The following is a 22,456-nucleotide window of genomic DNA, read 5'->3' on the forward strand; positions in this document are numbered from 1 at the left end:
TTAGAGAACAGCCATCTGGTTAAATTAGCTGTTTTCATTATAGAGTGGTGGTATGATTTTATTCGCCATATTGGTTTCTTAACTGCCAACAAAAAAAGCCTTTGCAAGCAAAGACTTATGCATTCTAGGAATATAATTTTGGCTTCGTGACATTTTTTAATTTTCTCAGGTAGTAGTTATACTTTTCTTCCCGTGGCTCTGTGTGAATCATATTATGTTCACATTCTCTGCAAATGAACATCGTATACAAATGAATTCCCTTGGCCTTTTCTTCCTCACAGATTCCACAACGTTCGAAGTAATTAGAATGTTTCATTTCCCCACCTCCGTTAAAAATTAGTATCTCCCAATCTAACGGAATATATACAAGGAAACTTTGAAACTTTTATACTTTTTGAATCAGAACTTTCTTTCCACACGGATAAATGCTAAAACAATGCGAAAAGTTTAAGCCGCTCCTAACGCAGGACGGCTTATATTGCGTACTCTTTTAAGGAATCAAAAACAACTGGATTGCGGCCAGGGAGGCCAATCCAAATAACCCGAGGAAACCCGATACAATAACCGTAAATAGATTAATAGGGATATGCAATCCGATTGCTCCGCCAAATACATTAAAGAAAAATAAAAAGAGTATACCAATTCCCAATTTCACTGTTGCTTGTCCAATAAAGCGCATCGGCTTAGATGGGGCACCGACAATTAACAACAGTACAATTAAGCCAATCATTATGGAAATTACAATTGTTGAACTCAACTCAAATCAACCCCTTTTCCTTGTCCCCTTTTTATTACATATGCTGCAAAAGGAGGAAAAAGAACTTAAAATGTTTGTCTTCCCTGTAATATAGGCGGTTTATTTAACCTTCTGCCTCTGGGCAGTATCCAAAAACGTGTACCTGAATTAACTGTTTAAGAGAAAAGTACAAAGAAGTAAGGGAAAAACAGGAACGTTAGAAAACTTAGCTTTTCGCCGAGCCCCTTGTGGGGAAAGCTAAAGCTCGCACTTATGAAGTAAGAAAGTTTTATAGTTTCTTATTGCTAAAATTTACGTTTCTGTTTTTTAATTCCTACTAATAATATATCGTCTTTTTACAGAAACTAAAGATAAATTGAAAAAGGATGGAAGGGTGTGTCTATATGAAAGTAGCGGAACTACTTGTTAAATGTTTAGAAGAAGAGGGGGTGGAATATGTTTTTGGTGTCCCTGGTGAGGAGAACATCGATGTCATGGATGCCCTTTATGACTCGGCCATTGAATTTATTGTAACGAGACACGAAACAAGTGCAGCATTTATGGCCGGGACATATGGAAGGCTGACAGGAAAACCCGGCGTCTGTCTAGCCACACTGGGCCCGGGTGCAACAAATTTGATGACAGGTGTAGCCAATGCCAACATGGATCACTCTCCATTAGTTGCTATTACAGGACAGGCCGGGTTGAACAGACATCATAAAATCTCCCACCAGTATTATGATCTTGTAGCCATGTATCGGCCTGTAACGAAGTGGAACGCACAAATTAAGTCAGCTGAAATCACCCCGGAAGTAGTCCGAAAGGCTTTTCAAGCAGCTGGACAGACAAAGTGGGGAGCAGCGCATATTGACCTTCCGGAAGACATTGCAGGAATGGAAGTAGAGGCATCTGTGATAAAACCTACTGCCAGGCCCCATACCGAAGCAACAAAGGAAGTCATCAAACAGGCGATTGAGATTATGAAAAAGGCAAAGCGCCCACTAATCCTTGCTGGAAATGGAATTTCAAGGCAACAGGCCATACAGGAAATGCGGAATTTTGTCGATAAATGCCAAATCCCTGTTGTCCAATCCTTTATGGGAAAAGGAACAGTGTCATGGCAAAATGACTTGAGCCTGCTCACGGCAGGAATCGGGGGAGATGATTACATTACTTGTGGTATCGACAGCGCTGATTTGATCATTACGGTTGGATTCGATATTGCAGAATATGCACCTAAGGATTGGAATCCAGATGGTAAGACAGCTGTGATTCATATCGATACGGTTGAATCCGAAATAGATGAGCATTATCCCGTTACCCTTAACGTTTTAGGAGACCTTAAGGCAAATCTAAAGCAATTAGAAGAAATGATTGAATCCCGTAATACAGATATGCAATGGGTAGCCGATGTAAGGAAACAGATGCTGGAAGAATTGGATAACTTTAAAGCGGATACCACCTTTCCTGTAAAGCCGCAAAAAATTATTTCCGATTTACGTGCGGTTTTAAACGAAGAGGATATTGCTATTTCAGACGTTGGCGCTCATAAAATGTGGATGGCAAGATTATTCCATAGCTATGAGCCAAATACTTGTCTCATATCGAACGGCCTTGCATCCATGGGAGTCGCTGTCCCAAGTGCTATCGCAGCTAAACTGGCCCATCCAAAATGTAATGTCGTAGCGGTCTGCGGTGATGGATCTTTTCAAATGACAGGGGCTGAACTCGAAACAGCAATGAGGCTGAACCTGCCAATCATTGTTTTAATGTGGAGAGACGATGGATACGGACTGATTGAATGGCATCAATTAAAGAAATTTGATCGTTCCTCCTATATTAAATTTGGCAACCCTAACTATGTCCAGCTTGCCGCATCTTACGGGTTTGAAGCGATGAAAATAAACAAGGCAGCGGAGCTAAAACCGGCCCTGGAAAAAGCAATAAGTCTGAACAAACCTGTTTTTATCGATTGTCCGGTTGATTACAGCGAGAACATGAAACTGACGGAGAAAATGGGAAATATAATTTGTTAAGAAGGGAGATCATTTCATGATTGGTTCCATTATCAATGGCAAGGAACTTTCAAATAGCCAGAACACTCTTGATGTTATCAACCCATATACTCGGGAAACAGTAGAAGAAATTGCCTTAGCATCACAGAACGAAGTAGAGGTAGCTATAAATAACGCTTTTGATACATTTCACAGCATCATGAAAAAGATGCCGGCATATGAGCGATCTGATATTCTACGTAAAACTGCCGACTTGCTGGAGGAAAGATCAGAAAAATTTGCTCAAACTATTAGGAAAGAAGCAGGAAAACCGATTCAGTCCAGCAGAGGGGAAGTCCAGCGTGCGGTACAAGTTATCCGCTTTGCATCCGAAGAGGCGAAACACATCGCAGGAGAGGTCATACCAATGGACGGGGCAGTGGGTGGAGAAGGAAGATTAGGATTGGTAAAACGCATTCCGCTCGGTGTGGTGGGGGCGATTACTCCTTTCAACTTTCCATTAAATCTGTCGCTGCATAAAATCGCACCAGCTATCACAGCAGGGAATACCGTTATTTTTAAACCAGCGGAAAACACACCGGTTTCTGCGTATATGCTCAGCAAATTGTTTCAAGAAGCTGGTCTCCCGGATGGTGCACTCAATCTTATTATGGGCAAAGGGGATGCAGGCGAGGCGCTTGTCCAGCATGATAGGGTTCACAAAATATCTTTTACCGGCAGCCTCCCGGTTGGCCGATCGATCAGGGAATCTGCTGGGTTTAAAAAGGTCACACTTGAACTGGGCTCCAACTCTCCAAATATATTGTTTGACGATGCCGACATCGAAGAAGCAGTCAAACTATTGGTCAAAGGAGCGTTCGCCTTCTCCGGGCAAGTATGTATTTCCGCCCAGCGAATTTATGTCCAAAAAAGCATCTATGAATCCTTTCTCGAGAAGTATATTAATGAGACAAGGGAGTTAAAAGTAGGAGACCCGGCGGAGGAAGCGACAGACATTGGACCGATGATAAACGAGGAAGAAGCAAAGCGTGCCAAGCGATGGATTGATGATGCACACGAAAATGGCGCAACCGTCGAAACGGGCGGGAAGCAGGACGGAACAATCGTCACCCCTACCATAATGACAAATGTGAAGCAAAACATGAAAATTATAGCAGAAGAAGTATTTGCACCAATCGTATCGGTTATCCCATTTGAGACCGAAGCGGATGTGGTCACCTTCTCCAATAATTCCATTTACGGTTTGCAAGCAGGAGTTTTCACGAAGAACTTAGACCGAGCACTCCGTGTTGCAGATAAGCTTGAAATGGGTGGTGTGTGGATTAATGAAATTTCCACCTACCGCCAGGATAATCACCCGTATGGGGGTGTGAAACAAAGCGGCATGGGCAAAGAAGGGGTGAAATATGCTGTAGAGGACATGACGGAATTAAAGTTTATTGGCATCAAAGTAAAAGAATAGGTAAAGGCTCCGCACAAGTAATATGCTTTTCTAAAGGAAGACAGATGAACAAAAGTTCAGGAAACCTTGGTCACCCTAAGGCATAGCTTAAGCAAGAACTCAACATGCGCATTCTTGGCTCATGCGGGAGTTCGCAGTTTTTGACCTCAGGCGGGGTAGGCGCTGTGTTGACCGGGGCGATTACTGACAAGGAATTGATATGCTCCCAAAAATTTATACTTATCTTTCAACAATAAGACAAGGGACACTTTACCCTATGTCCCTTGTCTAAACCTGTGTATTCTATTAGCCTATCAATCATACCGCCTCGCACTAACCTTCCGATGCCTCGCTTCGCGCAATAAAAATAAATACTTCGCCTGGGCGAGGGCTGCTCTCTGGTGGTTGCTGTATGGGGTTTCGATACTTCTCTCTACAATTGCTTCAATGTCTTTCCATTCTCTTTCTAATACGAAAATCGCATCCAATAGTTCCCTATCAATATCTTGCTTTTTTAGTTTCTTCCCCATGAGCTTCACCTAGCTTCTATAAATCTCTTCTGCCCTCTAACGCTTTAGATAATGTCACTTCATCGGCATATTCCAAATCACCGCCAACCGGCAGACCATGGGCGATACGTGATGTTTTGATTCCGGATGGTTTAACAAGACGAGATATATACATCGCTGTTGCTTCCCCCTCAATGTTCGGGTTTGTAGCAAGGATGATTTCCTTTACTTCTTCATCTTTTAATCGATTTATCAAATCAGGCACATTGATGTCCTCTGGTCCAACACCGTCCATTGGTGATATCGCACCATGAAGGACATGGTATTTCCCGTGAAATTCTTTCATTTTTTCCATGGCGATGACGTCTTTTGGATCCTGGACCACACAAATAATTGAGTTATCCCGTGACGTATCCGAACAGATTGCACATGGATCCTGATCGGTGATGTGACCGCAAACCGTGCAGTGTGTTAACTCACGCTTTGCATTGACCAATGCTTTTGCAAAGTCCATCACATCATCTTCTTTCATATTTAGAACAAAAAAAGCCAGACGGACTGCCGTTTTCGGTCCGATACCCGGCAATTTTGTAAAACTGTCTATCAATTTTGTTATTGGTTCTGGATAATACATCTAATTGCCTCCTAGAACTTAGAACATCCCAGGCATATTCATCCCCTTCGTGAACTGTCCCATTGTTTCATTCGACTTTTCATCAATTTGAGTAATTACATCATTCGTTGCAGCAAGGATAAGATCCTGCAGCATTTCAATATCATCTGGATCTACGACTTCCTCTTTGATTTGAACATCTGTAATTTCCTTTTTACCATTTGCAACAACGGTCACCATTCCACCGCCTGCAGACGCCTCAAAACTCATTTCATGCAGTTCGTCCTGTGCTTTCATCATTTTTTTTTGCATCTTTTGCATTTGCTTCATCATGTTATTCATATTTCCCTTCATGGAAAATACCTCCTTTTAGCTAACGATTATTTTTTAATCATGTATTTCCAACAAGTCATCTCCCACAAGTTTTCTTGCTTCTTCTACAAGTGGATCTGGTTGTTCTTCTTCCTTAGGTGCTGCTTTTTCCTGCTTACTTATATAGTCCGTACGCACTTCCTTCCATTCTTTTTCAGGAATTGGAATGATGGTAAGCTGTTTATCCATCACATTGGCAAGTACGGATTCAATTGTTTCCCGATTATCAAGAAATAGGGCACAATGAATTTCATATTTAAAGGCAACAACAATTGTCTGTTCGGATGCTGCTGCCGGTTTACTGTCCTGTATGGTCGCATGGGCAGGTGCACTTGTTGTTTTTAATCGACTTAAAAAGTTTGCCCACTCAGATTGCACACGCTTCAGTTCAGCCTTGGCAGCTTCTTTCAATACATCGCGGATTTTTTCATATGGAATTTTATAGCTGTTTTTTGTCCCTCTGGATTGGGGCTTTCTCGGTTCCCTTTGAGGCGCAGGCTGTGCGCTCACGACCGGATTTTCTTTCAGCATGGCTAATTCTTTTTCCAATTTGGCCATTTTATTTGTCAGCCTTATAACAGCATCAGAATCAGCATTGCTCGATGATTGTTCCTGTTCATGATAGCGATTCGTGATCGTCAATAGTGTAATCTCAATAAATACTTTTGGATTATTCGTCCATTTTATTTCCTGCTGGCATTCATTCAGTTGCACAATGGCATCCTGAATCCACTCAATGGAAATATCCGCTGTCAATGCATGAAAGCTTTCATCTGCTCTGGCCCGTTCCAATAAGCCTTCCAGTGATGGAGCGCTTTTATACAATAGTACATCGCGCATAAAATAGATCAGGTCATAAATGAATCGCCCTGGATCTTTTCCGCTTTGAATCAACTTGTCCAACAGCTCAAGAGCCTTGTGAACATCCTTTTCATGCATAGCTTTTACGATATCTGTCAGAATTGCCTGGGATACACCGCCTGTAACAGCTAAAACGTCATCCAGCTCTACACTGTCCTCACTGTAGGAAATGGCCTGATCCAGGATACTTAACGCATCACGCATACCACCTTCTGCAGCTAAAGCGACAGTTTCCAGTGCTTCAGATGAGACTGTGATATTCTCGGCATCAATGACGATTTGCATCCGGTCCACAATAGACTGATTGGAAATGGGTTTAAAGTCAAAACGCTGACATCTGGAGAGAATTGTCAATGGGATCTTGTGTGGTTCCGTTGTTGCCAGAATAAACACAACATGCTTTGGTGGCTCTTCCAGCGTTTTTAAAAGTGCATTAAAGGCATTCACAGAGATCATATGCACTTCATCAATAATATATACTTTATAAGGAACTGAGCTTGATGCATATTTTACCTTATCACGGATTTCACGAATATCATCAACACTTGTGTTGGACGCCGCATCAATTTCAATCACATCAGAAATTGAACCATCCTGAATTCCACGGCATGCCGCACATTCATTACATGGCTCTTTGACCGGTGAACGTTCACAGTTGATTGTTTTCGCAAAAATTTTCGCTGCACTTGTTTTCCCTGTTCCGCGAGGGCCGGAAAATAAATAGGCATGCGAAAATTTCTCCTGGGCAATCGCATTCTGCAGTGTGCGTGTAATATGTGTTTGTCCCACAACGTCGGCAAAATTTCTCGGCCGCCAGACGCGGTATAGCGCTTGATAGCTCATTATACATTTTCCCCTTTAGAATCTCTATCTAATTATACCCGATTTAAGGGGTGAATGTGAACCTTCAGGATGAACATTTCATGAAAGTTTGCTGTGGTGGAGCTTGTGATAGTGTTGCAGAACGTTTAGGTGAAGTCTTTATGCCTAAGGATGATGGTTACCGATGGTTGGAGCTGGATGTGCATTTACTGACAAGGAATTGATATGCTGCCAAAATTATATACTTATCTATTAAAGAAGCCCCTGCTGGATATAATCCAGCAGGGGCTTCTTTAATATGTATGCCGTGCACCCATTGTTGATGCGACGTCCCTATGCGTTACTTAAGTTCATGGCTCGGCCTAGGCACTCCCGCGGCACACAGAAAAGACCACTTACTGCTGCTTCCTTCCGGACCTGACAGAATTCATGGGTTCCTGTTGCGCAGGACCTAAGCGTCAACACCAATCCCTTAAGGCAGGCCATAAAATCGCCTCACCTCGAATGGGAATTCGACCTCGCTATAGCGGATTGCGAGTACAGGGCACCGCTACCTCCCCGCTTAGCACGACATTAATCATTATAATCAATTTTGCTGTAAAATGCAATGATAATTAAAAGACAAGTAATGGAAATTCCACATAAAATTAATTGTAACTTAATTCATCCTGCTATTCCTTTAGAATTCTCCACTTCCATACCTTCCTTCTCATCTATCTGTTGCTGTAGACGTAATTGATGGAAGGTGATTTCCGGTCTGCTTCCAACACGAATGTTAACACCGGTTTGGCCAAGGCCTTCACTAATATAAAACGAATTTCCGTTATATTGATGGAATCCTTTTACCATCTTCATTTTTACTAATTTTCCCATTTTCACAAGATGGTATGGCTTGGGCCAATGAATCTGTCCACCATGAAAATGTCCGGAAAGCAGATAATCAAAGGGGTGTCCCTGCATCGTGAGAATGACATTCGGATCATGTGTCAAAACAAGATTATATCCTTTTTTCAGATTTTCATATGACTCTGGGAGATTACTATGGCCTGTACCATAATCGTCAATCCCAATAATATTCAGAGCTTTCCCGTCAATATCAATCCTGTCATTTTCATTTTGAAGGGTTTTAATTCCATAGTCATTCAGCAAGTCTTTTAGTTGCTTGAAATAGCCATCACGCAATACATAATCATGGTTACCAAAAACAGCATAGGACCCATATGCAGGGTTTAATTGATTCAACACCTGCAAATATGGAACAAGTTTAGGTATACTCCGCTTCCGGTCAAGGAAATCTCCCGTTAATGCAATGATATCAATCGGTTTTCCTTCCAGCTTTTTGAATAATTGTTCAGGAGTAATCGAAATGTTTTCTATATGCATATCCGAAAGATGCAATATTTGTAAGTCTGTTTCAGCTTCCGGGTGAGAATCTTCATTCAGTTTAATATGATTTATTTCAACGGCATGTGTATTTTGATAGCCTTTATATAAAAAATAAGCGGACAGTATCGTCAATATAGCAATAATAATAAGATACAATTTTAAATCCCTCCTCCTTTGATTATACATGGAAAGAGAAGGGATTTTTAGTTGAAAATTATGGATAACTGTCCTTTCACATTTGGTGGTACTGATTAAACAAACGATTTTTTGACATAAATAAGTAAGTCGGAGGCGGTTTTTCTTTATTGGAAGCTTTTGAGGAAGACAAAAAAAAGATGGGTGTAAGCGCCGCTTGTTTGAATAATTTATAATACGTATTATGAATCGGGAAGGGCTCAAATCCTAATTTTCTACTCCCTCTATTCAACATAGTAATACCGATTAGCCCTTTAATTTCAGCAGCACAATCCTGCAACTGGATATACCGGGCGACAAGCGGGAGGGATTCCTGTACATTTTTATAAATCGTCAGAGCTTTTTTAATTTCGCTATCCACCCCTTGCAGCTTCCTCAGTAGTTCGACATTATGCAGGTGGATTTTTACAAGCAGGTCATTTTTATTGATTACTGTTCCATCCAATAAGGTTACTGTCCTTCCTCTATACCTTGATAGGCGAACCCGCATAATTGTTTTATCCCCACTCTTTTTTTCAATATACTGTAACCTTGTAAACCGGTAATATAATGGATCTATTATATTCCAGGCTGATAAGCAATAATCTTTGATATTCATGCTCATTCTCATTTGCGTTCTCCTCGCTACCATGAATTAAAAAGACATACTTATTTTGGATTGGTTGCCAGCCAACTATTACTGGTAATTTCAGGTTTGTGGAATGAAACCGCTCCTGTTTCACAAACTAAACGAAAGAAGGCGAGGAATGAGCTATGTACCGCATTTTATTTATGCCCTTACTTCGAATACCCTCAGGGCATCACCATGTGGCTGACAGTATTATGATTCAATTAAATCAATCATCAAAAAAATTCCAGTATGAAAAAGTTGATATTCTATCCTATAGCTTTGGTGAGCTGGAAACGTTCATTTCATCTTTTTATTTACATTGGATTCATAAGCTTCCGGGACTATATAGTCAAATATATAGATATGCTGCGATGAATAAGGGAAGAGCCAACAAACGATTTCATCTTTATGAATGGTTATTTTTTAAAAAAATGGAGCAATTAATCGAGCAAACAAATCCGGATATAATCATTTGTACACATGCCCTGCCATCTTATCTTCTCCAACAATTGAAAAGGAAAAAACGATGGACAGGTACGGTCATCAACGTATATACGGATTACTTTATTAATAATCTATGGGGAGTGGAAGAAATTAATTACCATTTCGCTCCTAGTGTACAAGTTAAAAATGAATTAATCAGGCAGGGAGTAAAAGCCAACCGGACGTTTGTTACCGGTATTCCTATTCATCCGCTTTTTAAAAGTATCAAAAACACAAGTATAAAAGATGGTAACTACATTGTTTTAATAAGCGGGGGGAATATGGGGGCTGGAGCTATCCAACAGCTTCTTGACCGATTAAATCCATCCGGATCTGTCCACTATAAGGTCCTTTGCGGTAAAAATAAGACGCTGTTTCAATACATTCAAGACTTGAATCATTCCCACATTGAGCCAGTTCCATATCTCTCATCAAGGGAAGAAATGAACCAGTTATATGATATAGCTGATGCCATCATCACCAAGCCCGGTGGCGTTACGATTACAGAAAGTTTATGGAAAATGCTGCCCATTTTTGTGTATGAGGCTTTACCAGGACAGGAAGAAATCAATTTAAATTTCTTAAAAAGTCAGGGGTTGATATTTCATTTGGAAAATTGGGAGACATCCTTCCATCTCGAAAACGAGATAATAAACCAATTAGATACAGCCTTACCACAATTTTATAAACGATTGGCTGCCTATTATGGTTATATTGAGAAAAAGGATGTAGGGGGAATTATCAGGAAAATACTGCAGGACTAAAAACATCTCATTCATTTCTTTTTTCTGCTACGAAGCTCTCTGAAAAAATCTCTTAAGAGCTGACTGCATTCGTTCTCCAGCACCCCACTTGTAAGCTCTGCCTGATGATTAAAACGCACCTCATCCAGCAAATTCATTAATGTGCCTCCACAGCCAGCTTTTGGATCAGGTGCACCGTAAACAACACGCTTGATACGCGATTGCACAATTGCGCCTGCACACATCGGACAGGGTTCCAATGTCACATAAAGGGTGCAATCTTCCAAACGCCAGCTGCCTATTTCCTTATTTGCCTGCTGAATGGCGATCAACTCGGCATGGGATAATGTCTCCTGTGTCGTTTCACGAACATTATAGCCTGTGGCAATGATATTTCCTTCGTACACAATGACTGCACCAATCGGTACTTCATTTATTTCACGTGCCTTTTCCGCCTGTTCCATGGCTGCACGCATAAATTTTTCATCTGCCATAATAATCACTACAATCTGTAAAAGTTTTAAATCGTAAAAATAGGAAATAGTAGGTTATATAAATCATATATCCATTAAAGGAGAATTTGATGAAACAATCACTTGAAAATACTGCTGTATTGTTTGTCGATGTCATCAATACATTTGATTTTGATGGTGGAGAGGATCTGCTCAAACACACCAATGAAATTCTGCCTGACTTAAAGAAACTAAAGACGTTTGCGAAAAAAAATGATTTGCCTATCATTTATGTTAATGATCATTACGGTCACTGGCAAGCAGATTATCATAAACTGATCAATTATTGTAAAAATGAAAACAGTAAACATATCATCGATGCACTGAAGCCAACAGACGATGATTATTTCTTAATTAAACCACAACATTCAGCATTTTTCCAAACTCCTCTACAATCACTGCTTAATGACATAAATAAGGATCATTTGATTATGGCCGGATTTGCCGGGGATATCTGCATTTTATTCACAGCGAAGGATGCATATATGTACGGATTTAATATGCATATCCCGGAAAATTGTATGGCTTCTGAAGAAAAGGAAGGAACAGAATATGCATTATATTTAATGCGGACAGTAATGAAGGCAGATATAGCGCCAATTTAACCAGCATATTTCAGATCCCTCTTCGCATAAAGTGTAAGTAGCACTTTACGTAGGAGGAGGGAATTTTTATGCAAATACATGTTGTGCAGCAGGGAGATACATTGTATCAAATTGCCGGTACATACAGTGTAACCCCAGATGTGCTGATTGATGCAAATGAACTGGATGCACCAGATCAGCTTGTAGTTGGCCAAACGCTTGTCATTCCGATTAACAGTCAGTTTTATTTTGTTCGTTCTGGTGATAGCTTTTATTCCATTGCGAAACGCTTCGGCATTTCCTATCAGGAATTAGCACAAAGAAATAATTATCCGATTGGGAATATACTTCCTGCAGGCTATCGTTTATATATACCACCCCAAGTGAAAAGGGAAATTACATCACTGGCATATATCGAACCCTTTGGTGATACAGTTTCCGAAACATTGGAAAATTCCGCAGAAAAAAATGCACCCTTTCTGACATATCTGGCTCATTTCAGCTACAATGTAAACCGTGATGGCACACTTACAGACCCACCCATGGGAAACTTGCAGCAAATTGCAACAGCCAATAATACGGCATTATCGCTGGTTGTAACCAATTTGGAAGAGGGAGCGTTCAGTGGAGAACTGGCGCATATTTTTTTAACCGTTCAAGCCGTACAAAATACGTTATTGGACAGCATTATCAATACAGCAACCACAATTGGATATACTGACGTACACTTTGATTTTGAATTTATACTGCCAGAAGATAGAGAGGCCTATAATAACTTTTTGCGTAAAGCCAAACGGCGGATTTCAGAAGCAGGGTTGTTAATGTCTACAGCTCTGGCACCAAAGGTTAGTGCAACACAGGAAGGGGCTCTCTATGAAGCACATGATTACGGGGTACACGGGGAAATTGCCGACTTTGTCGTGTTAATGACGTATGAGTGGGGGTACAGCTACGGACCACCAATGGCTGTGTCACCTATTAATGAAGTGCGACGGGTTGTCGAATATGCATTAACTGAAATTCCTGCAAATAAAATTATGCTGGGACAGAATTTATATGGCTATGATTGGACACTTCCATTTGAGCAGGGCGGCCCAGCAGCTCAAGCGCTAAGTCCACAGCAGGCGATTACACTGGCAAGAGAAGAAAATGCAGCCATTCAATACGATAACGAGGCACAGGCGCCTTTTTTCATATACACAGATGAACAGGGGAATCGGCATGAAGTATGGTTCGAGGACGCGCGGTCGGTTCAGGCAAAATTTAATTTGATTAAAGAATTAGGCTTGTTTGGTATTGCCTATTGGAAACTCGGGCTGGCCTTTCCGCAGAATTGGAGATTATTAGAGGATAACTTTACAATTACAAAATTGGAATAGTTTTAAAAGCCCTAATCGCTTGGATAACGACTAGGGCTTTTGCATGTTTACCTTATTTTAAGAGATTCAGGGATTCCCGATTAAATGCCGGAATATCATCAGGCTGACGACTTGTCACCAATTGATCTCCGCATACAGCAACTTCTTGATCGACAAGTTTTGCACCTGCATATTCCATATCGACTTGGATGGACTTAAATCCTGTTGCTTTGCGTCCTTCCAGAGATTTTGCCGTGATTAACAGCTGTGGTCCATGACAAATGGCAAATACAGGTTTCTTCTCGTCCATGAATTGCTTGGCGAATTTCACAAAACGGTCATCCGCACGTAATTGATCCGGAGAAAAGCCACCTGGAATAAATAATGCATCAAAGTCATTCACATTGACATCATCGATGCCCTGATCAATCTTTATCGTTTCGTCCTTATTTTTCCCTGTTACTTCTTTTCCTTTTTCTTTTTCAATTGTAATAACTTCATGGCCAGCATCTTTAAATGCTTTTACTGGATCGGTATATTCTACATCTTCGAACATATCTGTGATTACTGTAGCTATTTTCTTACTCATGAATAATCCGCTCCTTTATAACGTGTTACATAAAAATATCTTCCCAACATTATCAGGATTAAAACACATTTAATTCATTCCCATCAATTCACGTAGCTCATTTTCATTTGTAACTAAATCTTTTATTGTATATTGGTCAAGCACCTGAAAGAATGCATGTAATGCCTTATTTAACGCATGTTTCAACGTACACCCAGGTGAGATTACGCAATGATTGGCGCCTTTATCAAAGCATTCCAGTAAAGCAAAGTCATTTTCCATCTGACGTACGACATGACCGACATTAATCTCTTCTGCTAGTTTGGCCAGACGAATTCCGCCATTTCTCCCCCTGATTGTCTCCAAAAACCCCATTTTATTTAATTCAAAAACTATTTTTCCTAAATGATGCTGGGAAATATTGTAGACTTCAGAAATCTCCTTAATACTGGCAAGCTCCCCATCTTTTTTCATTCCAGTTAAAATTAATACGCGCAGTGCGTAATCGGTATATTTTTTTAATTGCATGTTTATTCTCCTCGTTTCGTACTTCACAATATTGTAACACATAACTGTTTTATCCTATTGAAGTTCATATAATTTTCAGTATACAATAAAGATGTATTCATAATACATGTTTAAATCATAAAGGGAGTGCATAGTATGGCAACTGAAACTTCTATTGGCTTGGATCAGGAAACAATGGATATTGTAAAAGCTACTGTACCTGTATTGCAAGAACATGGGACCGCTATCACAAAACGATTTTATGAACTGATGCTGGAAGAACATCCAGAATTAAAAAACATATTTAACATGACAAATCAGCGAAAAGGCGATCAGCCGAAAGCACTGGCTAACACGGTGTATGCTGCAGCCCTGCATATCGATAATCTGGAGGCTATTTTACCTGTAGTAAAGCAGATTGCAGAAAAGCACCGCAGCCTGAATATTAAACCGGAACATTATCCAATCGTCGGTAAATATTTATTGATGGGGATGAAAGATGTACTCGGGGATGCTGCGAGTGATGAAATTATTGATGCATGGGCAAAGGCCTATGGTGTAATAGCTGATGTATTCATTTCTGTAGAAAAAGAAATGTATGAAGCAGTAGAGAAAAGTCCTGGCGGCTGGATCGATTACCGTGATTTTAAAGTCATGAAAAAAGTAGTGGAAAGTGATGTTATTACTTCCTTCTATTTAAAACCGGCAGATGGAGGAGCTTTCCCTATATATAAACCGGGACAATACATTACAGTGAAAGCAGAAATAGAAGGGGAGCCAAATACACATCTGCGTCAATACAGCTTATCCTGCTCACCTGGAGAGGAGATGTACCGGATCAGTGTAAAACGTGAAGACGCGATAGGGGATAACCCGGCAGGTATCGTATCGACTTTTCTGCATGAACAGGTAAATGAAGGAGATACTCTTCCAATTAGTGCACCAGGCGGAGATTTCTTCCTTGACCAGAATGATACCAGACCGCTTGTGTTAATGAGTGGTGGGGTCGGACTTACACCAATGATGAGTATGCTGGAAACAGTAATTAAAACACAGCCGGATCGCGAAGTCATTTTTATTCATGCAGCAAGAAGTGGCAGTATTCATGCAATGAAAGACAGGGTAAAAGAAATTACCGAAAATCACGAACAGGTTACGAACTATGTCGTTTATGACCATCCTGAAGAAGGAGAATACTGTGATAAGGAAGGACATATTGACTATGAATGGTTATTCTCTGTTCTTCCAACAAGTAACACAGCATTTTACTTCTGTGGACCAAAGGGATTCATGCGCGCAGCCTATCAAAATCTAAAAAGATTAAATGTAGACGATGCGGATATCCATTACGAAGTTTTTGGACCGGCAGAAGATATTACTGCTTAATAGAGTAGGGAGAGGAGGCTTGTGGAAATCAGCCTCCTTTTTTAACAGTTAAGAAACTAACAACCTTCATTTCAAGTTACGTCGTATTTTATATCAACTGGAGGTTAAAGAGAAAAACATTTTACCAAAAGAGCCAATCAGAAAAAGGTATAATCTTGGTTCATGGTAGTTATATTGAATTAATTTTTTCCTGTTCTAATAACAGTTGTCTTCATACAAAAATATAAAACTATACTGCATAACTGCGGGCTAATGTCTTCGCTATAAAGGTTTGGCGAGAAACCAAGTTTTCTAAAATTCTTATCTGTTCATAAAGCCCCCACACTTTTTCATACTTCGGTAAATTTGGGTTGGTGTAACATAGGATTTCTTTGTCATATCAAGGCCTCTTGCAGTGAGGTCAATATTACCCTCACTACCAAAATAGTACGCCTGCCATATAAATTTGGAGCAATAATTCTTTTCAATGTCATTAAGTATTCGTGAATAGGTGTACCTGTTGACTTTATCTATATTTTTCTTCGCCCATTTACCTGCTTTCCTGGCAAAATGAGCATTTTTATATCTCAGGATTGTCAGCCTTTCTCCTTTTTTATGTCTGCTGAGATAGATTGGCATACTATCTGAGTGGCCATATCTTCTTCTTGCATTGACATGGTAAATTCTGAAGTCTTCACCAACAATGCCTTCATGGCCAACGACAAAAGAGGATCGGGCTGTTTTATGTGAATAGATAACATCCCCTCGCTGCATAGGAATAGATGTGCCTGGATAAATATGGACAGGGTCATCGGTAATTGCTTGATCTTCCTTCTTCATTCGTGTATTTTCCTCTCATCTCTTAATCGAAGCCTTTATTCATTATAGGCTATTTTCTAATAGTTTGGGGCTGCGATTACGCGTCCCACCATTATCTTGCTTGATTATAAACAAAATTTGCAAAAAAGGCCTTTAAAGATTGGTGTTTTCCTATTAGGCAAAAAAACATTGACTTTCGCCAACACGACGAAAGCCAATGTTTAAAAATTATTCTTCCAATGTGGAAGTATCACCCGTTGGAAGTCCGAGTTCCCATGATTTCAGAAGACGACGCATGATTTTACCACTGCGTGTTTTCGGAATAGAATCTTTTACTTCCAGTTCACGTGGTGCAGCATGTGCACTTAATCCTGTCTTGACAAATTGCCGTACTTCTTCACGTAACTCCTCTGAATTTTCATAGCCATCATTTAATGTAATGAATGCTTTGATAATTTCTCCGCGTTCCGGATGCGGTTTTCCGATAACACCCGCTTCAGCAACAGCAGGATGCTCGATTAATTTACTTTCAACCTCAAATGGTCCAACACGTTCACCAGAAGTATTAATCACATCATCCAGGCGTCCCTGGAACCAGAAGTAGCCATCTTCATCCATATATGCACTATCTCCAGAAACGTACCAGCCATTGATAAAATAGCTTTCAAATTTCTCTGGCCGGTTCCAGATTGTGCGCATCATTGCAGGCCAACCTTCTTTAATCGCAAGGTTTCCCATTTGATTTGGCGGCACTTCATTTCCTTCGTTATCGACAATCGATGCTTCAACACCAGGGATTGGTTTTCCCATCGAGCCGGAACGGATTTCCATAGATGGGAAATTCACGATTAATTGGGCACCAGTTTCCGTCATCCACCATGTATCATGAATGCGCAGGTCAAATGCTTCCAGTCCCCATGTAACGACCTCCGGATTTAGTGGCTCACCAACACTCATAATGTGACGAAGGGAAGACAGGTCATGTTTTTTCACTGCTTCTTCACCAGCACTTACCAATTTACGCAGGGCGGTAGGAGCTGTATACCAGACTGTCACATTATATTTAGCCAGGGTGCCGTACCAATCATCTGGTGTAAAACGTCCACCCCGCACGACATTTGTTACACCATATAGCCATGGAGCAAAAATACCATAACTGGTTCCGGTTACCCATCCCGGGTCAGCTGTACACCAGTAAATATCATCCTCTTTTAAATCGAGTACCCATTCAGCTGTAGCATAATGCTGAATCATTGCATTGTGTACATGATAAACCCCTTTTGGTTTCCCTGTGGAACCTGATGTATAATGAAGCAACATGCCATCCTCTAAATCTACCCACTCTATGTCAAAATCCTCCGAGGAATCTCCCATTTCTTTTTTATAATCAATATATTTTTCAGCTGATTCATTATGTTCCCCAACAAGTACGATTTTTTTCAAATCAGGTAAATCATCCTGGGGAACTCTTTCTAAAAGCTCAGGAGTGGTAATTAACATTTGTGCTTCACTATCTTTCAGGCGATCACTTACAGCCTGCTCCATAAATGCCTCAAACAACGGACCTGCAATTGCACCAGTCTTTAAGATTCCAAAAAATGCCGCATAGAATTCAGGGCTTCTCGGCATGAATAAAAAGACGCGATCCCCTTTATTAATATCATATTTTTTTAGGATATTGGCAAACTTATTACTTTGCCTCCGAAGCTGATCAAACGTTACTTTCTCTTCTCTTTCTGGTGCGGAATATAATAAAGCAGTTTTGTCTTTCTTATGCGGGTCTTCTGCATGGCGATCTATCGCTTCGTATGCCATATTAACTTTCCCGGTTTCATTCCAGCTAAAGTTTTTCTTTACTTCGTCCCATGAAAAGGTCTGACGAAACTTTTCATAGTTTTGTAGATTATGATTTCCTTCACGTGCAGGTATTTGCTGTACCTTCATTCCATCACCTCATTTTAAAATTTGCAACCGGTTACAATTATGACTACATAAAATTATTCAAACATTTCGGTAAGTAATTTCTATTTTAGAACATTTTATGACATTTTTACAAGTGTTTTGATTAAAACTATCTTTTTTGCTTTCTTTTATTTTGTATGTTTAAATGAATAAGAATAATTAAATATTTTCACTAGGGGAGCAATTAAATTGCTGAGAGAGTAAACTCGACCCTTTGAACCTGATCTAGTTCATACTAGCGTAGGAAAGTGGTGTATCCATACATATATGGATTTATAATGATATCAACCCATTCCTGCCTGCGCAGTGAATGGGTTTTTATATTTGTGAGTGTTTTCTAGTACTTTGTTGCTCCGTAACCTTCGCAATGGATATAAAATGCGACGTAACCTAACAGTGACTTCCTCTCATCCTTTACAAAATGAGTGCTAGTCCAACGCTGTTTAAAAAACACTCGCTTTCCACGGGGAACGCTTCAGCCTCGGGCCAACACGAGGTTGGTCACATAGGCGTTGCCCTAGGACGGGGCGTTCTTAGCCTATGTTCTTTAATTCACCGCTGCGGGGTCTTCAGACTGTTCCTTTCCCGTAGGAGTCTCGCATTTTTTTTAAGCAGCTTAGAATAGCTCTCTGTTTAAGAGAGAAAACGTCCATGAAACATAAATTCCATAAGCTTTATCCTTTCTATAATCAGAACACCACTCCAAGCGTAGGCAGAATGCGTAGACTCCTGTGGGAATAGCACGAGTCTGAAGACCCCGGAGGAAGCGTTCTTTGCTTCTGAGGAGGCTGAAGCCGTGCCCACGGAAAGCGAAGTATTCTGCCGAAGCGATTGTATAACACTTGATTAAAAAGGAATGGTAGAAAGCAAAACCATGGTAAATCTATGTCGCATTTTATCAATTTTGTGTCAAAAGCAACATATCTTTTCGATGGGACGAGTAATCGCAGTCCCAGGTCTTTTGGTGGGGCGAGTAATCGCAGTCCCAGGTCTTTTCGATGGGAAGCGTAACCGCAATCCCAAAAATTTCAAAAACAGAAAAAATAAAAAGGAGTTGGAGTATATGACAGCATTATTTTCAGATCGTCTATGGAGTAGGGTGGAGCCAATTTGGGAGTCCTATCTGGAGCATCCATTTGTAAAAGGAATTGGGGAAGGGACACTGGACAAAGAAAAATTCAAGCATTTTATGAAACAGGACTATATCTATCTTATCGAGTATGCACGACTGTTCGCTCTAGGAAGCGCAAAAGCACCAAATTTATCTGTAATGACAACATTTGCAAACCTTCTACATGACACAATGAATGTGGAGATGGATTTGCATCGGAAATATGCCAGTAAGTTTAATATTACTGAACAGGAGTTAGAAGAAACAAAGGCAGCTGCAACGACCACTGCATACACAAGCTATATGTTAAATGTATCTCAAAAAGGGGGAGTGGAGAATGTTGTGGCAGCAGTACTTACCTGCGCCTGGAGCTATCACTATATAGGTAAACATTTAGCAAAATTACCAGGAGCGCTCGAACATGAATTTTACGGAGAATGGGTCGAAATGTATTCCTCTGAAGCATTTACAGCCTTAACGAATAATACAATTGATCTGATGAATGAAATCGCAAAAAATAAACCGGAACATGAACTTGCCGCGTTGGAAGAAATCGTCGTAAAGACAAGCCATTTTGAGTATATGTTCTGGGAAATGGCAGAAAACCTGGAAACATGGCCCCTGGATACTATTGGGTAGGCATAAGAAAATGAAGAAAGGAGCTGTACCTAAAGGGTCAGCTCCAATCATTATTCTGTTTGTAATTCTTTTCGTTTTTCATTTTCTGAGATAATATACGCACATGCTGCATCACCTGTAATGTTCAATGAAGTTCGAAGCATATCCAGTAATCGGTCCACACCAATAATCAGTGCAATACCTTCTACAGGCAAGCCAATCTGATTCAATACCATCGACAGCATAATCAATCCCACACTAGGCACACCTGCTGTTCCTATGCTTGCAAGTGTAGCCATCAGGATAATCATAAGAATTTCCGTAAATCCTAGAGAAATCCCGTATACCTGTGAGATAAATACAGTTGCGACTGCCTGCATAATCCCAGTACCATCCATGTTAATGGTAGCACCAAGTGGCTGGACAAAACTGCTGATTGACTTCCTGATGCCAAGACTTTCCTGAGCAGTTTTCATGGACACAGGCAGGGTAGCACTGGAACTTGATGTACTGAATGCAACCGACATCGCAGGGAAGAACCCTTTATAGAATTTGAGTGGATTTCCTTTTCCAATCCCCCAGATAGCAAGACTGTACGTAACTGCACCATGTATGAGCAGTGCCAGAACAACAGCAACCATATACATTGCCATTGACCCTACAGCATCCAGACCTGCACCCGCAATAGCAGACGCAATCAGGGCAAATGCTCCGTATGGCGCTGTTTTCATAACGATATTTACAAGCCAAATCAAAATCTCATTTGCCTGTTCAAACAAATGCAGGATTCCACTTGTCTTTTCACCAAGGTAGGCCAGTGCGATACCAATAAACAAGGCAAAGGCAATAATTTGCAGCATATCACCAGATGCCAATGAAGCAATCGGGTTATCTGGAATAATATTGATCAATGTCTCCATAACAGGAGGCGCTTCTTCTGCTTCATATTCAGCATTACTTACGTCAAATACTCCTTCAGCCCCGGGTTCCAGCAAGTAACCCACTCCAATACCAATTGACAGGGCAATAGCAGTAGTGACTATATAAAAAAGAATGGTTTGAAAGCCGATTCTTCCAAGTTTTGAAGGATCACCTAAGCCAGCAGTCCCTAGAACAATGGAGACAAAAACAATCGGAACAACAACCATCATGATCAGATTTAAAAATATTTCACCAACTGGTGTTAATAAATACGTATCGATAGGGGAGGCGATTCCCTGTGGTGTGAAGGTTAACCCCATACCAACTATTATACCGAGAATAAGTGCAATAATAATCTTCTTTGTAAGACTCATATCCCTATTTTCCCCTTCCTTATTTAATATAATGCAATGACTAGTTAAAATTATGCTTAAATGTTGAATACCTATGTGTGAAAAGATAAGAGAGAAAAGGCGAATTTGGGGATAACGGCCCCGGCAGGATTCGAACCTGCGGCACATGGTTTAGGAAACCAATGCTCTATCCCCTGAGCTACGGAGCCAAATTAAAGCGCAACATGATTCATTATACAGAAAAATAATCAAAATGAAAAGTGGCAATTTCATACATAGCAGTCTGCCTGCATCTGTGATAAAATTAATTGCATCTGTCTACAGGGATAGGAGGAGGAGTTATGACAGAAGTTCCTTTTATTGCAATAGAAGGACCGATTGGTATTGGAAAAACATCCCTCGCAAAAAAACTTTCTGCTCACTTTGATTTTCATTTACTGCAAGAAATCGTCGAGGAAAACCCATTTCTCGGCAAATTTTATGAGGATATCGAAGCTTGGAGCTTTCAGACGGAAATGTTTTTTTTATGCAATCGTTTCAAACAATTGGAAGATATTGAGACAAAGTTTTTAAAAGAAAATAAAGCAGTTATTGCTGATTATCATATATCGAAAAACATGATTTTTGCAAAACGTACATTACAGGCCGATAAATTCGACAAATATGAGCAAATCTATCACATCCTGACAAAAGACATGCCTGTCCCAAATATGATGATTTATTTGCATGCAGGGCTTGACACCATTTTAGAGCGTATTCGAAAACGGGGAAGGGATGTCGAAAAAAATATTAAATCTTCTTATCTTGGGCAACTTGCAAAAGATTATGAGGATTATATGGATGAATTTGAAGCGATGCATCCAGAAATTCCGGTTATCCGGATTAATGGCGATGCATACGATTTTGTACGTCATCAAAATGACTTGGATTCTATCATTGATAAAGTAAATGAACAATTAAAAGAAGCGACAAGTGCGAAAAGTTAAATAAAG

Annotated in this window: 23 protein-coding genes, 1 tRNA gene, 1 other RNA gene and 1 riboswitch; of the genes, 9 read left to right on the forward strand and 16 right to left on the reverse strand. The window is 40.3% G+C overall.

The features are described 5' to 3' along the window. Window positions 1-124: 124 nt before the first annotated feature. Window positions 125-316, reverse strand: coding sequence for a sigma factor G inhibitor Gin (locus ACZ427_RS17310; RefSeq protein ID WP_461178061.1), 192 nt, complete (start codon window positions 314-316; stop codon window positions 125-127). Window positions 317-490: 174 nt separating this feature from the next. Further along, window positions 491-757, reverse strand: a complete 267-nt coding sequence (locus tag ACZ427_RS17315) for a pro-sigmaK processing inhibitor BofA family protein (RefSeq protein ID WP_461178060.1) — start codon at window positions 755-757, stop codon at window positions 491-493. Window positions 758-1,140: 383 nt separating this feature from the next. Between ACZ427_RS17315 and ACZ427_RS17320 the strand changes: the two genes are divergently transcribed. Together ACZ427_RS17320 and ACZ427_RS17325 are read left to right on the forward strand one after the other, a co-directional pair. Then, on the forward strand, window positions 1,141-2,772 hold the full coding sequence (locus ACZ427_RS17320) for an acetolactate synthase large subunit (protein WP_461178059.1): 1,632 nt from the start codon (window positions 1,141-1,143) through the stop codon (window positions 2,770-2,772). Between the two features lie 16 nt (window positions 2,773-2,788). Then, on the forward strand, window positions 2,789-4,213 hold the full coding sequence (locus ACZ427_RS17325) for an aldehyde dehydrogenase family protein (RefSeq protein ID WP_461178058.1): 1,425 nt from the start codon (window positions 2,789-2,791) through the stop codon (window positions 4,211-4,213). A gap of 293 nt (window positions 4,214-4,506) precedes the next feature. Here the strand turns inward: ACZ427_RS17325 and ACZ427_RS17330 are convergent, their stop codons facing one another. The 4 genes from ACZ427_RS17330 to dnaX are packed head-to-tail and all read right to left on the reverse strand — an operon-like array spanning window position 4,507 to window position 7,390. After that, window positions 4,507-4,722: a YaaL family protein gene (locus ACZ427_RS17330; RefSeq protein WP_461178057.1), complete on the reverse strand. Its 216-nt coding sequence runs from the start codon at window positions 4,720-4,722 to the stop codon at window positions 4,507-4,509. Window positions 4,723-4,738: 16 nt separating this feature from the next. Beyond that, window positions 4,739-5,335: a recombination mediator RecR gene (gene recR, locus ACZ427_RS17335; protein WP_461178056.1), complete on the reverse strand. Its 597-nt coding sequence runs from the start codon at window positions 5,333-5,335 to the stop codon at window positions 4,739-4,741. Between the two features lie 18 nt (window positions 5,336-5,353). After that, the gene (locus ACZ427_RS17340; protein ID WP_461178055.1) at window positions 5,354-5,668 is read right to left on the reverse strand and encodes a YbaB/EbfC family nucleoid-associated protein; all 315 of its coding nucleotides are present in this window, start codon (window positions 5,666-5,668) and stop codon (window positions 5,354-5,356) included. Between the two features lie 33 nt (window positions 5,669-5,701). Further along, complete coding sequence (dnaX, locus tag ACZ427_RS17345; RefSeq protein ID WP_461178054.1) at window positions 5,702-7,390, reverse strand: DNA polymerase III subunit gamma/tau; 1,689 nt, start codon at window positions 7,388-7,390, stop codon at window positions 5,702-5,704. A gap of 80 nt (window positions 7,391-7,470) precedes the next feature. Between dnaX and ACZ427_RS17350 the strand changes: the two genes are divergently transcribed. Continuing rightward, window positions 7,471-7,593 (forward strand): hypothetical protein, encoded by a 123-nt coding sequence (locus ACZ427_RS17350; protein WP_461178053.1) that lies wholly within the window; start codon window positions 7,471-7,473, stop codon window positions 7,591-7,593. Window positions 7,594-7,674: 81 nt separating this feature from the next. Here the strand turns inward: ACZ427_RS17350 and ffs are convergent. The 3 genes from ffs to ACZ427_RS17365 form a co-directional block, all read right to left on the reverse strand. Next, window positions 7,675-7,940, reverse strand: an RNA gene (ffs, locus tag ACZ427_RS17355) — signal recognition particle sRNA large type. A 92-nt stretch (window positions 7,941-8,032) separates the two neighbouring features. Beyond that, window positions 8,033-8,911, reverse strand: coding sequence for a metallophosphoesterase (locus ACZ427_RS17360; RefSeq protein ID WP_461178052.1), 879 nt, complete (start codon window positions 8,909-8,911; stop codon window positions 8,033-8,035). 76 nt (window positions 8,912-8,987) lie between these two features. After that, entirely contained in the window at window positions 8,988-9,560 is a 573-nt protein-coding gene (locus tag ACZ427_RS17365; protein ID WP_464883469.1) for a YkoP family protein, read from the reverse strand. Window positions 9,561-9,757: 197 nt separating this feature from the next. On the opposite strand from ACZ427_RS17365, the gene ACZ427_RS17370 reads away from it, so the two are divergent. Further along, window positions 9,758-10,807 (forward strand): MGDG synthase family glycosyltransferase, encoded by a 1,050-nt coding sequence (locus ACZ427_RS17370; protein WP_461178050.1) that lies wholly within the window; start codon window positions 9,758-9,760, stop codon window positions 10,805-10,807. 11 nt (window positions 10,808-10,818) lie between these two features. Here ACZ427_RS17370 and tadA read toward each other — a convergent pair whose 3' ends face one another. Further along, entirely contained in the window at window positions 10,819-11,280 is a 462-nt protein-coding gene (gene tadA, locus ACZ427_RS17375; RefSeq protein WP_461178049.1) for a tRNA adenosine(34) deaminase TadA, read from the reverse strand. An 89-nt stretch (window positions 11,281-11,369) separates the two neighbouring features. Here tadA and ACZ427_RS17380 point away from each other — a divergent pair, with 89 nt between their 5' ends. Both ACZ427_RS17380 and ACZ427_RS17385 read left to right on the forward strand, forming a co-directional pair. Further along, window positions 11,370-11,903: a cysteine hydrolase family protein gene (locus tag ACZ427_RS17380; protein WP_461178048.1), complete on the forward strand. Its 534-nt coding sequence runs from the start codon at window positions 11,370-11,372 to the stop codon at window positions 11,901-11,903. 68 nt (window positions 11,904-11,971) lie between these two features. After that, complete coding sequence (locus ACZ427_RS17385; RefSeq protein WP_461178047.1) at window positions 11,972-13,261, forward strand: LysM peptidoglycan-binding domain-containing protein; 1,290 nt, start codon at window positions 11,972-11,974, stop codon at window positions 13,259-13,261. 52 nt (window positions 13,262-13,313) lie between these two features. On the opposite strand, the gene ACZ427_RS17390 is transcribed toward ACZ427_RS17385, so the two are convergent. Together ACZ427_RS17390 and ACZ427_RS17395 are read right to left on the reverse strand one after the other, a co-directional pair. Next, the gene (locus tag ACZ427_RS17390) at window positions 13,314-13,829 is read right to left on the reverse strand and encodes a type 1 glutamine amidotransferase domain-containing protein (protein WP_461178046.1); all 516 of its coding nucleotides are present in this window, start codon (window positions 13,827-13,829) and stop codon (window positions 13,314-13,316) included. A gap of 69 nt (window positions 13,830-13,898) precedes the next feature. Beyond that, window positions 13,899-14,336: an Rrf2 family transcriptional regulator gene (locus ACZ427_RS17395; RefSeq protein ID WP_461178045.1), complete on the reverse strand. Its 438-nt coding sequence runs from the start codon at window positions 14,334-14,336 to the stop codon at window positions 13,899-13,901. Window positions 14,337-14,471: 135 nt separating this feature from the next. On the opposite strand from ACZ427_RS17395, the gene hmpA reads away from it, so the two are divergent. Continuing rightward, window positions 14,472-15,701 carry an NO-inducible flavohemoprotein gene (hmpA, locus tag ACZ427_RS17400; RefSeq protein ID WP_461178044.1) on the forward strand — a complete coding sequence of 410 codons (1,230 nt, stop codon included), beginning with the start codon at window positions 14,472-14,474 and terminating at the stop codon, window positions 15,699-15,701. Window positions 15,702-16,001: 300 nt separating this feature from the next. On the opposite strand, the gene ACZ427_RS17405 is transcribed toward hmpA, so the two are convergent. Then, window positions 16,002-16,520 carry a hypothetical protein gene (locus ACZ427_RS17405; protein ID WP_461178043.1) on the reverse strand — a complete coding sequence of 173 codons (519 nt, stop codon included), beginning with the start codon at window positions 16,518-16,520 and terminating at the stop codon, window positions 16,002-16,004. A 207-nt stretch (window positions 16,521-16,727) separates the two neighbouring features. Then, window positions 16,728-18,443 (reverse strand): acetate--CoA ligase, encoded by a 1,716-nt coding sequence (gene acsA, locus ACZ427_RS17410; protein ID WP_461178042.1) that lies wholly within the window; start codon window positions 18,441-18,443, stop codon window positions 16,728-16,730. Window positions 18,444-18,625: 182 nt separating this feature from the next. Further along, window positions 18,626-18,725, forward strand: a riboswitch (TPP riboswitch). A gap of 799 nt (window positions 18,726-19,524) precedes the next feature. Between acsA and tenA the strand changes: the two genes are divergently transcribed. Continuing rightward, the gene (gene tenA, locus ACZ427_RS17415) at window positions 19,525-20,211 is read left to right on the forward strand and encodes a thiaminase II (RefSeq protein ID WP_461178041.1); all 687 of its coding nucleotides are present in this window, start codon (window positions 19,525-19,527) and stop codon (window positions 20,209-20,211) included. A gap of 50 nt (window positions 20,212-20,261) precedes the next feature. On the opposite strand, the gene ACZ427_RS17420 is transcribed toward tenA, so the two are convergent. Both ACZ427_RS17420 and ACZ427_RS17425 read right to left on the reverse strand, forming a co-directional pair. Further along, on the reverse strand, window positions 20,262-21,485 hold the full coding sequence (locus tag ACZ427_RS17420; RefSeq protein ID WP_461178040.1) for a dicarboxylate/amino acid:cation symporter: 1,224 nt from the start codon (window positions 21,483-21,485) through the stop codon (window positions 20,262-20,264). A gap of 115 nt (window positions 21,486-21,600) precedes the next feature. Then, window positions 21,601-21,673, reverse strand: a tRNA-Arg gene (locus tag ACZ427_RS17425). Window positions 21,674-21,805: 132 nt separating this feature from the next. Between ACZ427_RS17425 and ACZ427_RS17430 the strand changes: the two genes are divergently transcribed. Next, complete coding sequence (locus tag ACZ427_RS17430) at window positions 21,806-22,450, forward strand: deoxynucleoside kinase (RefSeq protein ID WP_461178039.1); 645 nt, start codon at window positions 21,806-21,808, stop codon at window positions 22,448-22,450. Window positions 22,451-22,456: the final 6 nt, after the last annotated feature.

The organism is Virgibacillus ainsalahensis, assembly GCF_055380755.1.